Source organism: Shewanella sp. SM73 (assembly GCF_025653795.1).
GTDB classification, from domain to species: domain Bacteria; phylum Pseudomonadota; class Gammaproteobacteria; order Enterobacterales; family Shewanellaceae; genus Shewanella; species Shewanella oncorhynchi.
Genome location: NZ_JAKKRY010000005.1, coordinates 139,449 through 153,936, shown reverse-complemented (window position 1 = coordinate 153,936; position 14,488 = coordinate 139,449). Strand labels below are relative to the sequence as shown.

The following is a 14,488-nucleotide window of genomic DNA, read 5'->3' as shown; positions in this document are numbered from 1 at the left end:
TTGTTTTCTGCTTGGATGTTTGCATTCAATATCGTGTGTGTAGGTTTGCCTTTGTGGCAAATTATCCCTCGCGCCAGCGCCAATTTTGAGCATCATCATCGCAGTGTATTTTGGCCGAGTACACTACCTTATTTACCTTGGATTACCAATGTTAAAAATGTAAAAAAAAGCCAGCGTTAACGCTGGCTTCTTGAGATTACTGTTTGGCAGAATTAAGTGCCAATAGGACAATTACATGCCTAAGAAAGACTTAGACTTCATCTTACGGATTTCTTTTTCATCAGACCATTCGATAAGGCCTGTTTCTAAATCCATTAAACGCATTGTCATCTTATAGTAGACGTCTTTAGTGCTACCGTCTTGCTTCACTATGCTAGATAAATTGCCATATAACATGTATTGAGCGCCAATTTGACGACCAAACTTGATGGCGGTTGATGGGTCAACCATGCCAGTGTTGTTTTGGTAATCCAGTTGTTTACGGACTGAATCTACTTTAGTCATGTCGATAAAACGGAACTTGCCTGAGCGCAATAATTTGTTACTGATAGAGTCAGTGACAGACTCAGTGTCGATATGTTCTGAGGTTTTGTTTTTGATGCTATCAACAAATAAAATCGGGCGGTCATTGGCTGTTATTGCCACGATAGGAGGGAAAGTCATCATGCTATCCACCATCTTGGCTGCAATAGCTTGTAGATCCGTCGAGCCAAAGTTCTCATTGACGGTTTCAACTTCTGTGGCATCGCCATATTCGACTTTAGATTGACATGCAGCTAGACCCATAACGGCAGCCAGTACAAAAATCAGTTTAAATTGTTTCATAGTCAGTTCCATTTTGTGATTGTATAAACTTAATGACACACGTCTTATTCAAATACCACAACCGCTAGGCTAAATGATTATTGAATAAATTCGGGTGTAATTACCAGTATCAATTGCCCAGACTAAGGTGGTTTTGCCTGCTGCAACATCAATTTTAGCCGGTGGCGCTTTGTCTAACTGCAAAGTGTATTCACCTGCACTCAAATAACGCCGCCCGATCTGTGCTTGTTTAGGGAGCGTCAGCCAACTACGACGATCCGCTTGTTCTGTTACTACGTTAAAAATCTGCATAGCTATGCTGCCAATATCGGCAGCATTGTTCCCTGGTTTACCACTCTTCTCAATCTGATAGGCCATCTCAGATTTAGCATAGACCCTAGCGACTTGACGAACTAGCGTCGCGGGCAGATCTTCCTTGAGTGCTGTGATGGCTAAGGCATCGATATTGGCAATAGGTTCAGTTTTCAGCACTGTACCTAAACCTTGCACTTGCGTCTCTGGCACAAAAGTATTGTTTGGCATGTAGGTAGCGAGTGACACTGTCTGCCAGTTACCATGGATAGTAAAAGGTACCGTGAGAGCTTGTTTTGCTGGCACAAAGCCGCGCTCGACCATCAAAATTACTTGGCCATCTTTGGGGTGGGGCAATTTAGCATCGCCCCAACGGCGCTTAAACTCATCATACTGTGGCATGCCGAGTTGCTTGGCGAGGCGGACCAGATCTTGCTGTAAATAGGTGTTATCTGGAGTGATTTGTGCTGCTTTACGATAATCGATATAGGCATCGTTCGGCTCACCCAGCACTTCGTGCAGTACGCCAGTGGTGTAATAACTGTAAGCGTTTAAGAAAGAACTGGTGACTGTGCCCGCAGCTTGTCCTAGTTTGTTAACCTCGGCATCTATGGTGCCGTTCGCCATGGCTTGAACTGACTTTTGTGATTTTTGATAGCGTTCTTGCTCGCTGCTCTGTAGTTCGTTACTGCGACGAACTTCGACTAGAGCCCCCTGATAGTCGCCACTAAACAAATAGTTAAGAGCTTGGTATTGGTGCAGCATAATGCGTTCATACCCAGGGCCTCTGTACGGAATCGCATTGTCGTTTAACACTAAGCTGCTGGCTGTTGCGCCAATGTCACTAACGCTGACTTTGGCCTTATCATCAAAGGCGGTATAAGCATCTACTGCTTGCTGATAATATTTTTTACTGGCAGCAAAATCGCCGGCGACTTGAGCAATTCGTCCCGCTTCTTGGGCATAGAGTAAGCCGTCATTGCCATTGATATTGCTGGCAAGTTTGTCGATATCGGCCATGGGAGTCGCACTATTAAGCTCTTGTTTGAGTGGTTCGATCTGCGCAGGATAATTAATGAAAATACTGTTATAAGCGCAGCCCGATAAGTTTAAAACCAATCCCATTGCCAAGGTTGGTGCAATAAATGCGCGAGAAAAAGGTGTAACGAAGGACAGTTTCATTATTGCGCTTCACCTTTTTTGATGGATTGGGCTGAAATCGCCTGAGTCTGTTCTGGCATAAGTGAACGCTCGAGTAATGTGATCCCTTGAAGGTGATCAAATTCATGTTGAAAAATCCGTGCAATAAAGCCCGTTAATTCGGTTTGTTGCCACTCGCCTTGTAAATTTTGATAGCGTACTTCAATGGCTTGATGTCTTTGTATCGTAAATCTTTGCCCCGGTACAGATAAGCAGCCTTCTTCTCCGCTGACCAACTCGCTTGATGCATTAATGATTTGCGGATTAACCACGACCACAGGCGCCATATTAGGCGCGTCGGGATAACGCTCATTAGGGCGAGAAGCCATAATAAATAAGGCTAAAGGGCTGTGAACTTGGGGGGCTGCGATACCAACTCCATTGGCAGCGTCCATGCTGGCAGACATTTGCTCGGCAAGATGCACGAGCTCGGCATCGAAATGGTGCACTGTGATTGCAGTCTGCCTTAGAATGGGTTCACCCACTAACGCTATGGGTAATAGAGTTGGGGTTTCTTTTGGCATTAAATGTTTAAACATCGCATTCCCTGGATATTTTGCAGTAACTGTTTTTTAATCAAAGTTAACATCTAAAGCGTCAGTGTTAATAATGTGGTGGTGGCGTTTCTTCAGCCTGAGTCGCCATATTACTCGGTTCCATGTCCTGCAACTTACCAATTAACATGTGAATTTGGTGTTGCTGGTGAGCCACCAGTCGATTTAATTTGATGACCTCTTGGTTTAATTCTTCGACTGTGAGCTCTTGAAAAGCCAATTTGGTTTCTAGATCTTCAATCTGTGCTTGTACGCCTTGCATGGCTAACCTCTATTTCTGCCAAGTTTCAACTAAGCCTTGGCTACTGATACTAACGACTTTATTGGTATCTCGAATTGCCACAGAGTATACAACGGCTCCTCGATTTTGGCTGTTTTTAGTGAGTGCAACCTGCCATTTTTCAATTTGTTTACCCGAGTCACGTTGCCAGAGTATAACTTCCCGCGCTGGCGTACCTGTTAATATCTGGCTGTCTTGTTTGATAAACCTCACCGCTGAAAAGTTCATTTGACGACGGGTAATATCCAGCTTGTTTAATAGCTTACCGCTTGTGTTATCCCAGATTTTTGCTTCATCTGTGCTGCCATTGGTAAAACTTAAACTACCACTGTCGTTGAGTGCCACTTTGGTTATACGGCTGCCGAGTGTCCACGTATGAAGCGGTTGGCCAGTTTGTGCCTGCCAGAGAATCGCCTGCATATCATTTGACCCCGTTAATGCTAATCGGCCATCAGCAGAGAGGGCTACACTATTGACGCGCTCTTTATGTCCAAGAAACTTGATTAAGGCAGATTTTTCGGCATTAAGCGACATGACTGAACCATCATTTAAACCAATAAGTAGTGCGCCATTATCTGCTACCGCGACACTTTCACCGGATGAAGGTAAGGACCACCAGCCCAAAGGCTTACCGTCGGCTATTTTCCACATAGCAACTGAATCTCGGCTTAACGATGCTGCAAATATCCCGTTGGGAGAAATCGCTGTACCTGTGACGCCAGTATTAATATCGCCATGTATCCATTGGTATTTGAGGGTGTGGGTACTGAGATCCCAGCATTGAACTCCACTACTTTGAGTTGCAACTAAGGCGAATTGCCCATTACTTGATAGGCTCGCGCTATAGCTGGGTTCTGTCGTGAGAACACTGATATCTTCTGCTTTTGGGTGGCAAGCGATTAGAAAAACTGTGCAAATTACCAGCAGTAGATTTTTCTTCATGAACTTGCTCCCTAAGTTGTTGTCTTTAGACTTGATCAAGTGACATTAATCACTGTTAACCCATAAAGAATCTAGTTGGTATAACCGAGATAACTAGTATAAAGTTGTCACGCTTAGGTTATTGTAACCGCTTGAGGATGCTGAGGAAGCTTTAATGAAATCGATTTATAAATTATCGTTAGTTGCATTGGCTATTATTGGCCTATCTGCTTGTAATCAAGAAGAAAAAGCAGCTACGAGTACAAATGTTGAATTAACGACTGAAGCTCAAAAAGAAGCTTACAGTGTAGGCGCTTCAATCGGTCGTTATATGTCTGGCCATATCAAAGAGCAAGAAGAATTAGGCCTGCCAGTTGATCGCACTCTGATCGTCACTGGTTTCACTAATGGTCTGAATGACCAATTAAGTTTAACCGAAGAAGAAATGCAAACCATTCTTCAAGGTCTAGATAAAAAGTTAAACGATAAACGTCAGGAACAAGCAACAGCGATTTCTGCGAAAAATATCGAAGATGGTAAAAAATTCCTTGAAGAAAACAAGGTTAAGCCTGGTGTAGTGACAACTGAGTCTGGCTTACAATATGAAGTATTAACTCCAGGCACGGGTGAAAAGCCTGCCGCAGAAGACACTGTAGAAGTGGATTATGTCGGTACTTTACTTGATGGTACTGAGTTTGATAGTTCTTATAAACGCGGCGAAGCGGCTAAGTTCCCTTTGAATCGCGTTATTCCAGGTTGGACTGAAGGCGTGCAATTAATGCCTGTTGGCGCTAAGTTCAAGTTTGTGATCCCATCGGAATTAGCCTATGGCGTACGTGATACTGGTACTATTCCACCAAACTCTACGTTGATTTTCGAAGTTGAGTTGAAATCAATCGAGAAAGCTTCTGCGGCGCCAGTAGCTGAACCTGCTAAAAAGTAATTGATTAGCTGCGACGTGTAATACGCCGCTATTGAAAATACCGCTCCTAAATGAGCGGTATTTTTTTGTCTGTAAAATTCGCATTATTGTTTTAATATTGAGCTCACTATCTTACAGCCGTTGGTTCTCAGGCTGGCTCTATGTTTCATTTTTATACCCATCATCAACATTAATCTGCTGCAATAACCAAGGGTATAAATCATCCATTCTAGCAGTTTGACTGTTATGTTTATTTCAAAATAATGAATGCTAAATTAAGTTTTAATTATATCCATTACCTTTTAAGGACCCGTGTTCCTTATATTTTATTGGGTATTGCATACTGAATAATATCATCAAAATATCACATTAAAATATTGATTGTTATTTAAGCAGGATGCCAAATGCTTTGAGCTTATGTGTATTGCTCTTACTGTTTGTTTTTACATGGCTAATACTTTTGATTTACCATCCTGTTCTGTTAGGTGAACAGTGAGATGTCTATAATTAGTTAATCATCAATGTGTTACATTGGCAATGTGCGATCTTGCCCTCTTTTTTTACGCATTCAACTCTGAAATAATCCGCTCGCACGTTAATAGAAGTTAGCGGCAATATTATAATAATGGGGTTGATGATATGGATAATGTTAATAAATTAACGGCTATTTCTTTAGCTGTTGCAGCGGCTTTGCCTATGATGGCAAGCGCAGATGTGATGATCACCGAATATGTTGAAGGTAGCTCAAATAATAAAGCGATTGAACTGTATAACAGCGGCGATACGGCAATTGATCTCGCGGGTTATAAACTGGTTCGTTATAAAGATGGTGCTACTGTTGCGTCGGATATGGTGGCTTTAGGTGGTCAAACTATTGCGGCAAAATCGACAAAAGTTATTTTAAATACTAGCGGTACTATTACTGTTGCTCAAGGAGTTGATAGTTACTCTGGTAGTTTAAGTTTTAATGGCGGTGATGCGGTTGCCTTAATGAAAGATGATGCAGTCATCGATATTATTGGTGATGTGCCGACGCCAACGGGTTGGAGATTAGACGTTACCTTAAAACGTAAATTAGATGCGTTAGTGGCGAATACAGTATTTAATGCCGCCCAGTGGGAACAATTACCTAAAGATACCTTCTCTGGTTTAGGTTCACTAGAAACGCCTGCTGAGCCAGAAGTGCCGCTCTTTAGCTGTACTGGCGCTAAAATTGTGCCTATTTATCAAGTACAAGGTGCGGGCGAGTCGAGCCCATTTGTACCAGCAGGGGCATTCGAATCTGAAGCCGAAGTGACTGTGCGTGGCGTCGTGACTGCCCGTGGTGAAAGCTTGTTTAAAGGTTTTTACTTACAAGAAGTTAAGGGTGATAACTCACCGTATACCTCTGATGGTGTATTTGTATTCTTAGGTGAAGCTGCACCTGAAGCGATTCAACCTGGGGTTGAAGTGTGTGTGCAGGGTAAAGTGAAAGAATACTTTGGCTTAACTCAAATCGATATTAAAGCCGATAAGAAATTTGATGTTGGCGCTAAGGGTGAAGTCCCTGTTGCCGCACCTTTCTATGTGGCCGATGGCGAAACCTTAGCGCAAGCATTAGAGCGCTATGAAGGCATGAATGTGGCCTTAGATGTGGGCAGCGATCTTAAAATCAGCCGCACCTTCAGCTTCGACTATGCGGGTAGTCGCAATAACATGCTAGTGTCATATCAAGCACCTTTGATGAAGCCGACACAGCTGTATCCAGCGCTTTCTGCTGAAGCAACTGCATTAGTTAAATCTAACCGCGAAAATCAACTCTTTATCGAATCCGATTACAAGCCTGCCAATGGTGTTATTCCATACTTCCCTGATTTCAATGTGGAAACGGGTTACATCCGTGTTGGCGACCAACTGACTAACCTGCAAGGTGTGATTGGTTATAGCTACGGCGCTTATCGTTTAGTGGCTACTAATACTATTACAGCGGGTGATTTTATCCGTGGTGACGATAGAACCGAAGCCCCAAGTGTTGCAACTAAGGGTGATCTGCGCGTGGCTAGCTTTAACGTGCTGAACTTCTTTAACGATGTTGATGGTGGCGATACCAACCCATCAGGCAGTAACCGTGGCGCTCTAACGCTGGAAGAAATGGTGCTACAACGTACTAAAATCGTTAGCGCTATTACCGCCATGAACGCCGATATCGTCGGTTTGATGGAAATTGCTAACAACGGTTTTGGTGAGAAGAGTGCGATTAAGGATTTAGTCGATGCACTAAATGACAAGCAGACGCCTGAAAACGCCTATAGCTTTGTTGAAATCACCGATGTTGATAAGTATGACGGCAAGTACTTTGGCACAGATGCGATCACTGTCGGCATGTTATACCGTGGTGGTAAAGTGACTTTAGCGGGGGCCGCACAAGTTATCGGTACTCCAGAACAGCACGCCAGTGCTGGCAGCGTGACTCGCACAAAAGATGGCAAAACTGAGACTAACCCTGGCAATGATGCTTATCAACGTCACAGCTTAGCGCAAACCTTTAAAATCCATGATGAGTCTCTGACCGTAGTCGTTAACCATTTGAAATCTAAAGGCTCAGGTTGTTTAGAAGATTGGGTTAACTTCGAAGAGTCAGTTGATCCTGCCGATCAACAGGGCAAGTGTAATGCTTTCCGCGTATCTGCAGCCAAAGTCTTGGGTGAAACGCTAAAAGACGTGAAAGGCGACTTACTGATCATCGGTGATATGAATGCCTATGGTATGGAGGATCCTATCCGTGTACTAACCGACTTCGATGCGAGCAAGTCAGAGCGTGACATCCTGACCGCTTCGTGGACGACGCTCGACGGCAAAGTGTTTGAGCGCCAAGGCAGCAAGATTGAAAAAGGTTATGGCTTTATCAACTTGAACACGAAAGCCCACGGTGCAAGCACTTTCTCTTATAGCTATAACGGCGAGTTAGGTAACTTAGATCATGCTTTAGCCAATGCTAGCTTAGCCAAACGTTTAGTGGATATTGAAGATTGGCATATCAACTCAGTGGAATCTAGCCTGTTTGAATACGGTAAGAAGTTCTCTGGTGATCTGGCTAAATCTGAAAATGCTTTTTCTGCATCGGATCATGATCCTGTGATTGTTGCTTTAAGTTATCCTGCGCCAGTAGTGCCGCCAAAACCTGAGCCAAAGCCTAAAGATGATGGCGGTGCTTTAGGTTATTTAGGTTTAGCACTGATGTCCTTGTTTGGTTTGCAGCGTCGTCGCCGTTAACCTGTATATGGGGTTAACTCACAAGTGCAATTTGTGAGCTAGACTGAAACAAAGGGATGGTTAACCATCCCTTTTTTATCTCTTTTTTTCAGTTTTTATTAGGAGTGAGTATGGATACCACCTCAAATCCGCTGAAAACCATGAATATCAAGGCGCCACTGTGGTTTTACTTTGTCGCAACGCTCAGTTTGTTGTGGAATATCATGGGGCTGATGGCTTTTGTGATGCAAATGACTATGACGCCAGATGCACTCGCACAGATGAGCCCAGATCAAATTAAACTCTATGAAACAACGCCAATTTGGATTGATGCTGTGTTTGGCTTTGCCGTGGTTTCAGGGGTTCTAGGATGTTTATTATTGTTATTCAGAAAATTAATTGCTTATAAAGTGCTGGCCGCCTCGCTTATCGCTATTTTGTTGCAAATGACCTATGTATTTTGCATTCAGCAAGCGGCTGTGGTGCTAGGAGCCGACGCGTTAATTATGCCAAGTGTAGTCGTGGTGTGGGGATTATTTCTTGTCTGGTTTAGTCAGCTAAGTACCGTTAAATCTTGGTTAGTTTGAGCCTTATTTTTGCTGATATTGATGTGACCAGCTGAGAGTAAACTAGTTGAACTTCATCCACTTCACAGTAAACTGCTGATTGGTTTTATTGACTAGGAAGTTGCAATGAGTATTTGGTTTAGAGCTGTAACGTTAGAGGATTGCGCGCGTTTAGACGCCGGTATGGGTGGCAAAGGCACCTTGATGCAGACTTTAGGAATTGAGATCAGTGAGATTGGCGACGATTACATGAAGGCCACTATGCCAGCCAGTCCGGCGGTGCATAACCCTTTGGGCATAGTGCATGGTGGCGCGAATGTCGCGCTTGCTGAAACCGTTGCCAGCTATGCGGCAAATTTCGCGGTGGATTTTGAGCAGTACTATTGTGTCGGTCAAGAAATTAACGCTAACCACTTACGGGCTTCCCGTAATGGGGTATTAACCGCCACGGCTAAGCCTATCCACTTAGGGAAGCGCAGCTCTGTATGGGAGATTTTAATCCACAACAGCGCGGGTGAACTGACTTGTATTTCACGGATGACTGCGGCTGTCGTTAAACGCTAAATGCAATGAGCCAGCTTATTACCTGTGGTGTGAATGGCGTATCAATCGTTTGATTTAAATAATATATAGATAAGGATTGGATATGGATAACGCTACAATTTGGGAATGGGTTGGTTATTTAGCTTCAGTGGTCGTTGCAATATCACTGATGATGTCAAACATTAAGAAACTGCGCTGGTGGAATCTCATTGGTGCGGCTTTATTTGTGGCCTACGGTGTGGCAATTGGGGCTTATCCTGTTGCCTTAGTTAACTTTTTTATCGTGCTGATTGACACTTATTATTTGGTTAAGCTTTATCGTGAAGCCGACTTATCCAGCAGTTAATGGCAGTGTATCAGCTTAACTCCGCTTTCTCGCACCGCACTTCGCTCCATTGTCCTGAGCAGCTATTTGGTTTTTCAACAGCATCTTAAGTGATGTGAGCGGACCATTGGCTGTGAGTCCGTGTAATTCATTAACTGTCTTGCCAAACTCATTCTTAATCTTTTTTTTAGATTATATAAATCTAGTTTAATCGTTTTGTTCTCAAGTGGTAATTCTCTATTCTTGCTCTATCGACAACACGTCGCCAGCCAAGGAGATAAACCATGGCCACCATTTACGATTTAATTGAAACCTGGTTAACCAGCAATCAAGACTAAGGAGCAGGGCATGAGTCAACAACATCAAATAAGTCAGTACTTAACGAGCCAAAACGGCGCCCCAGTGGCCGACGATCAAAACTCACTGTCGGCGGGTGAGCGTGGTCCTCTGCTATTACAAGATTGGCATTTAATTGAAAAGTTAGCCCATTTCAACCGTGAGCGTATTCCTGAGCGTATCGTGCATGCTAAAGGTACTGGGGTTTACGGCACATTTACGCTGACTAAAGATTTAAGCGATTACACCATTGCTGACCATTTCAATGGTGTTGGTAAGCAAACCGAAACCTTTATTCGTTTCTCAACCGTAGGTGGAGAAATGGGTTCTGCCGACGCAGAGCGCGATCCACGCGGCTTTGGTTTACGTTTTTATACTACCCGTGGTAATCACGATATCGTGGGTAACAATACGCCGACCTTTTTCTTACGAGATGGGATTAAGTTTCCAGACTTTATCCATACGCAAAAGCGTAATCCTAAGACAAACTTAAAAGATCCGCAGGCTATGTGGGACTTTTGGTCATTGAATCCTGAAGCTATGCATCAAGTGACCATTTTGATGTCGGATCGTGGTATTCCTGCGAACTACCGTCAAATGCACGGTTATGGTTCACACACTTTCTCGCTGTGGAATGCCAAGGGCGAGCGTTTCTGGGTGAAGTTCCACTTTAAATCGCAGCAAGGTGTGGTCAACTTAACCAATGAACAGGCTGATAAATTAAAAGGGATTGATCCCGATTCATCGCAGCGCGATATGGTGGTTGCTATTACTGATGGTAACTTCCCGCGTTGGACGGTTAATGTGCAGATTATGCCTGAGGCAGATGCCAATACTTACCATATCAATCCATTTGATTTAACTAAGGTTTGGCCGCATAGCGACTATCCATTACTTGAGATTGGTGTATTAGAACTGAATCGTCTGCCACAAAACTACTTTGCTGAAGTTGAGCAAGTGGCATTAGCACCGAGTAATTTGGTCCCAGGGGTTGGGGCTTCACCAGACAAGATGTTACAAGCGCGTTTATTTGCCTATGCCGATGCGCAGCGTTACCGCATTGGTGCAAACTACAACCAATTGCCAGTAAACTGCCCGCATGCCGCTAAGGCAAATCACCATCAACGTGCAGGTGCGATGGCGGGCACACAATGCCCTTATCATGGCAGTCAAACCGGTGCTGATGCTTCGGCAAACTATGGCCCGAACAGCACTGCTGATGCCTTGGTTGAGCCAGTAAACTTTAGCGAACCACCATTGCGTTTAGAAGGTGAAGCGGCGCGTTATAGCCGTTATAACCAAGACGATTACACCCAAGCGGGTAATTTGTATCGCATCTTCTCTGAAGCGGAGAAAGCGCGCCTAGTGGCAACAATTTCGGGTTCATTAAGTCAAGCGAGTTTAGATGTGCAGCAACGTATGGTGGCGCATTTTACTCAAGCCGATGCGGATTACGGACAACGTATTAAACTGGCATTAGGTCTTTAAACTGTTGCTGTTGCGAATGTTTGAATAATAGTAGAAACGATAAAACTGAGTAGGAAGCCTCTACTCAGTTTTTATTATCAGCGACAACAATATTAACATTCTCGTTAATGTGCTCTTAGGCTGCAATGAGTGCTGCGTTAGGGCTATTTAGTTGCTTTAACAATCCAAATGCTTGCTGCATTTTATCCTCGGTTACGATAAATCCTATAAATGTTTCATCCACGTCGAATGCTTTAATACAGCTTCCTTGAGCATCAATATCGACTTGCCAGCGATGGACGCCATTCACTGTTATACCGCTGAGCTGCATAGGTAACAGTGGCGTTTTCACTTTAATTAGCATGGCGGGAAAATTCACTGCTGTCGGTTGGTTCAGTAATGTGTTCGCTAGCGCATTGGCGCTCAGTAACGCAGGTTGCAAATAGGCCCTATTTTGGCCGTTGATTTGGGCGCAATCACCTAGCGCATAAATATGGGCATCGTTGGTTTGTAAGCATTCGTTAACGACGATACCTTTATTGACCTCTAGCCCCGCATGCTGGGCAAGTTGACTGTTAGGGATCAGTCCGGCTGCACAGATAACCGCATCACAAATAAACCGCTGGTCATTATCTAGGCACACAGAGATACTGCCATCTTGGTGTTGCAGTTGGCTGACTCGGGTTTGCAATTGCACTGTGACGTTATACTGCTTTAGTACAGCGGTCAGTTTGTGGCTTAACATTTCGGGTAGCATATTCGGCATTAAGCTCGCTTGTGGATCGACCAAAAACACTTGCTTACCTGCAGTTGCTAAGTCCATTGCCAGTTCAACTCCGACCAAACCAGCACCGATAACCAGTACTCTCCTCGCGCCATGGATGTCTGCTTCGCAGGCCTGATACTCCATTAAGCTGTTAACTGTGTGGATGATATCGACGCCATCCCCCTCTATAGGTGGAATAAAGGGTCGTGCACCCGTGGCAAGCACTAATTTTTTGTACGCAATTTCGCGTCCTTGATGGCAACAGACTACCTGACGAACTTTATCTATTTTTATGACTTCACAGTGATTTATTACATCAATTTGTTGCTCATGTGCAAATTCAGTCGCGGTCAATTTTATGAGGTCTGACGCCATTTTTTTAAGGCTAAACACATGGCTTAAATCTGGTTTATGGTATTCGTCACCAGAGTCGGCTGTGATAACTGTAATCGGTTGTTCGCGGTTTAAACGTCGCAGTGTTTTGACTAGCTGATATGCCGCGAATCCACTGCCGATAATGACGATTGGCTTAGACATTAGTCACCTCATTTTTTATGACAGCGAAAACGCTTTTACCTAGGCCACATTCGGGACAGAGGAAGTCTTCGGCCACTTGAGTCCAAGGTGTGCCAGCAATGACATCTTGATTAGGTTCTCCTTTTTCAGGGTCGTAAACCCATTGGCAAACGGTGCAAATCATTGATTGTGTATCATTTAATTCGCACGCTTTTGTTGCAATCGGTGCCGTCACAGGGACGTTATTAGTAGCAGTATTTTCAGCTATTTGACTGGCTGTGGTGGCTTGGTTAGGTTTTGACATGACTTGATTAATGATAGAGCGACTATTCGCGCTATCGAGGGGACGCAATGCCCATTCTCGCGCGATTCGCTGGCCGTGCTGACGGCATTCTTGCATCGCATCTCGATCGGGACGCCATTTGACTTTTAATCCCACCGAGGTTTCAAAACCAGCATCCATCAAACGAGTGTGAATTCTATCGACTGCGCCGCCATTCCAGCCATAACTACCAAAAGCTGCCGCCTTTTTATTGCGAAAACGCAGGCCCGTGATTTCTTCAAGCATGGCGGCAATTTTAGGCATCATCACATTATTCATGGTGGATGAGCCGACTAAAATACCTTTTGACCTAAATGCCTGTGCAAGGATTTCGTTTTTATCATGACGTGCGACGTTATACACTTTTACCGCTACATTGGGGTCAACATCATGGATACCTTGAGCAATACCGTCGGCCATCATGCGAGTATTATTGGACATAGAGTCGTAGAAAATCGTGATGCGGTCTTCTTGATAAGCGTCGGCCCAAGCTAAATATTGGTGAATAATTTGGGCTGGATTATCACGCCACACAATGCCATGTGAAGTTGCGATCATATCTACAGGTAAATTAAAGCTTAATACTTCGTGAATTTTAGCCGTCACTAGGCTGCTAAAGGGCGTTAAAATGTTTGAGTAGTACCGTAGGCATTGTTCCATTAATTCATTTTGATCAACCTCATCATTGAATAAATGTTCGTCGCAATAGTGTTGGCCAAAGGCATCGTTACTGAATAAAACCGCATCTTCGGTGAGGTATGTCATCATGCTATCTGGCCAATGCAACATAGGTGCTTCGATAAATATCAGTTGCTTACCATTGCCTATCGCTAAACTATCCCCTGTCTTTACGGTAATGAAATTCCATTCTGGGTGGTGGTGATGTCCTACAATGGAGTCGACCGCATTTTCACTGCAGTAAATTGGAGTGTTAGGAATTTTGGCCATTAATGCAGTCAGGGCGCCTGAGTGGTCTTCCTCTGCATGGTTCATCACAATATAGTCTATGTCGGTTAAATTAATTTCAGCTTCAAGATTTTGTAAGAATTGCTGGCTAAAACGATGATCAACTGTATCAATTAACACGGTTTTTTCTTCACGGATAAGGTAGCTATTGTAGCTTGTGCCTTTAGTTATTTTGTACTCAGTACCATGAAAATCTTGCACTTCCCAATCGCGTTGACCCACCCAGTGGATATTGTTTTTTACATGAATAGTCATAAATACACCTGTGATAATTAATAATGAATGCGCTACGTAAATCTTGCTTATTTAGTTAAATCTCTTATTGCACTCACTATGCCAACATTGTAAGGCGTTGATTTTTATTGGTATTAACGTATTTCAACATTTGAAATCACTTGGTGGTGTCATAATGACAATTTGATATTGGTCAAATTGACATTACACTGTTGTCAATATG

The 14,488-nt window shown here is 43.7% G+C and carries 13 protein-coding genes; 6 read left to right on the top strand and 7 right to left on the bottom strand.

The window, feature by feature from the left end; all coding sequences use genetic code 11:
• Nucleotides 1-231: 231 nt before the first annotated feature.
• From lpoB to L5M51_RS09415, 5 genes are all read right to left on the bottom strand, one after another.
• The gene (lpoB, locus tag L5M51_RS09435; protein ID WP_173246506.1) at nucleotides 232-825 is read right to left on the bottom strand and encodes a penicillin-binding protein activator LpoB; all 594 of its coding nucleotides are present in this window, start codon (nucleotides 823-825) and stop codon (nucleotides 232-234) included.
• 69 nt (nucleotides 826-894) lie between these two features.
• Nucleotides 895-2,298 carry a COG3014 family protein gene (locus tag L5M51_RS09430; RefSeq protein WP_263172457.1) on the bottom strand — a complete coding sequence of 468 codons (1,404 nt, stop codon included), beginning with the start codon at nucleotides 2,296-2,298 and terminating at the stop codon, nucleotides 895-897.
• Nucleotides 2,298-2,855, bottom strand: a complete 558-nt coding sequence (gene def, locus L5M51_RS09425) for a peptide deformylase (RefSeq protein WP_168824914.1) — start codon at nucleotides 2,853-2,855, stop codon at nucleotides 2,298-2,300. Before def ends, L5M51_RS09430 begins: the two co-directional genes overlap by 1 nt.
• 64 nt (nucleotides 2,856-2,919) lie before the next feature.
• Nucleotides 2,920-3,132, bottom strand: a complete 213-nt coding sequence (locus L5M51_RS09420) for a SlyX family protein (RefSeq protein ID WP_006080410.1) — start codon at nucleotides 3,130-3,132, stop codon at nucleotides 2,920-2,922.
• A 9-nt stretch (nucleotides 3,133-3,141) separates the two neighbouring features.
• Nucleotides 3,142-4,092, bottom strand: coding sequence for a WD40 repeat domain-containing protein (locus tag L5M51_RS09415; RefSeq protein ID WP_028761597.1), 951 nt, complete (start codon nucleotides 4,090-4,092; stop codon nucleotides 3,142-3,144).
• A gap of 154 nt (nucleotides 4,093-4,246) precedes the next feature.
• Between L5M51_RS09415 and fkpA the strand changes: the two genes are divergently transcribed.
• From fkpA to katB, 6 genes are all read left to right on the top strand, one after another.
• On the top strand, nucleotides 4,247-5,014 hold the full coding sequence (gene fkpA, locus L5M51_RS09410) for an FKBP-type peptidyl-prolyl cis-trans isomerase (protein ID WP_131524662.1): 768 nt from the start codon (nucleotides 4,247-4,249) through the stop codon (nucleotides 5,012-5,014).
• Between the two features lie 618 nt (nucleotides 5,015-5,632).
• Nucleotides 5,633-8,245 carry an extracellular exonuclease ExeM gene (gene exeM / locus L5M51_RS09405; RefSeq protein ID WP_263172455.1) on the top strand — a complete coding sequence of 871 codons (2,613 nt, stop codon included), beginning with the start codon at nucleotides 5,633-5,635 and terminating at the stop codon, nucleotides 8,243-8,245.
• A gap of 110 nt (nucleotides 8,246-8,355) precedes the next feature.
• Nucleotides 8,356-8,811 (top strand): hypothetical protein, encoded by a 456-nt coding sequence (locus tag L5M51_RS09400; protein ID WP_263172453.1) that lies wholly within the window; start codon nucleotides 8,356-8,358, stop codon nucleotides 8,809-8,811.
• Between the two features lie 105 nt (nucleotides 8,812-8,916).
• On the top strand, nucleotides 8,917-9,354 hold the full coding sequence (locus L5M51_RS09395) for a PaaI family thioesterase (protein ID WP_028761594.1): 438 nt from the start codon (nucleotides 8,917-8,919) through the stop codon (nucleotides 9,352-9,354).
• A gap of 82 nt (nucleotides 9,355-9,436) precedes the next feature.
• Nucleotides 9,437-9,679, top strand: coding sequence for a YgjV family protein (locus L5M51_RS09390; RefSeq protein WP_028761593.1), 243 nt, complete (start codon nucleotides 9,437-9,439; stop codon nucleotides 9,677-9,679).
• A 327-nt stretch (nucleotides 9,680-10,006) separates the two neighbouring features.
• The gene (katB, locus tag L5M51_RS09385) at nucleotides 10,007-11,482 is read left to right on the top strand and encodes a catalase KatB (RefSeq protein WP_263172452.1); all 1,476 of its coding nucleotides are present in this window, start codon (nucleotides 10,007-10,009) and stop codon (nucleotides 11,480-11,482) included.
• 115 nt (nucleotides 11,483-11,597) lie between these two features.
• Here the strand turns inward: katB and norW are convergent, their stop codons facing one another.
• The gene (gene norW, locus L5M51_RS09380) at nucleotides 11,598-12,764 is read right to left on the bottom strand and encodes an NADH:flavorubredoxin reductase NorW (protein ID WP_263172450.1); all 1,167 of its coding nucleotides are present in this window, start codon (nucleotides 12,762-12,764) and stop codon (nucleotides 11,598-11,600) included.
• Entirely contained in the window at nucleotides 12,757-14,286 is a 1,530-nt protein-coding gene (norV, locus tag L5M51_RS09375) for an anaerobic nitric oxide reductase flavorubredoxin (protein ID WP_263172449.1), read from the bottom strand. The genes norW and norV overlap by 8 nt, the downstream gene beginning before the upstream one ends.
• Nucleotides 14,287-14,488 lie beyond the last annotated feature (202 nt).

Bases quoted from the DNA above. Each gene is read 5' to 3' on its own strand.
- lpoB (WP_173246506.1), bottom strand. From the start codon at position 825: ATGAAACAATTTAAACTGATTTTTGTACTGGCTGCCGTTATGGGTCTA.
- L5M51_RS09430 (WP_263172457.1), bottom strand. From the start codon at position 2,298: ATGAAACTGTCCTTCGTTACACCTTTTTCTCGCGCATTTATTGCACCA.
- def (WP_168824914.1), bottom strand. From the start codon at position 2,855: ATGTTTAAACATTTAATGCCAAAAGAAACCCCAACTCTATTACCCATA.
- L5M51_RS09420 (WP_006080410.1), bottom strand. From the start codon at position 3,132: ATGCAAGGCGTACAAGCACAGATTGAAGATCTAGAAACCAAATTGGCT.
- L5M51_RS09415 (WP_028761597.1), bottom strand. From the start codon at position 4,092: ATGAAGAAAAATCTACTGCTGGTAATTTGCACAGTTTTTCTAATCGCT.
- fkpA (WP_131524662.1), top strand. From the start codon at position 4,247: ATGAAATCGATTTATAAATTATCGTTAGTTGCATTGGCTATTATTGGC.
- exeM (WP_263172455.1), top strand. From the start codon at position 5,633: ATGGATAATGTTAATAAATTAACGGCTATTTCTTTAGCTGTTGCAGCG.
- L5M51_RS09400 (WP_263172453.1), top strand. From the start codon at position 8,356: ATGGATACCACCTCAAATCCGCTGAAAACCATGAATATCAAGGCGCCA.
- L5M51_RS09395 (WP_028761594.1), top strand. From the start codon at position 8,917: ATGAGTATTTGGTTTAGAGCTGTAACGTTAGAGGATTGCGCGCGTTTA.
- L5M51_RS09390 (WP_028761593.1), top strand. From the start codon at position 9,437: ATGGATAACGCTACAATTTGGGAATGGGTTGGTTATTTAGCTTCAGTG.
- katB (WP_263172452.1), top strand. From the start codon at position 10,007: ATGAGTCAACAACATCAAATAAGTCAGTACTTAACGAGCCAAAACGGC.
- norW (WP_263172450.1), bottom strand. From the start codon at position 12,764: ATGTCTAAGCCAATCGTCATTATCGGCAGTGGATTCGCGGCATATCAG.
- norV (WP_263172449.1), bottom strand. From the start codon at position 14,286: ATGACTATTCATGTAAAAAACAATATCCACTGGGTGGGTCAACGCGAT.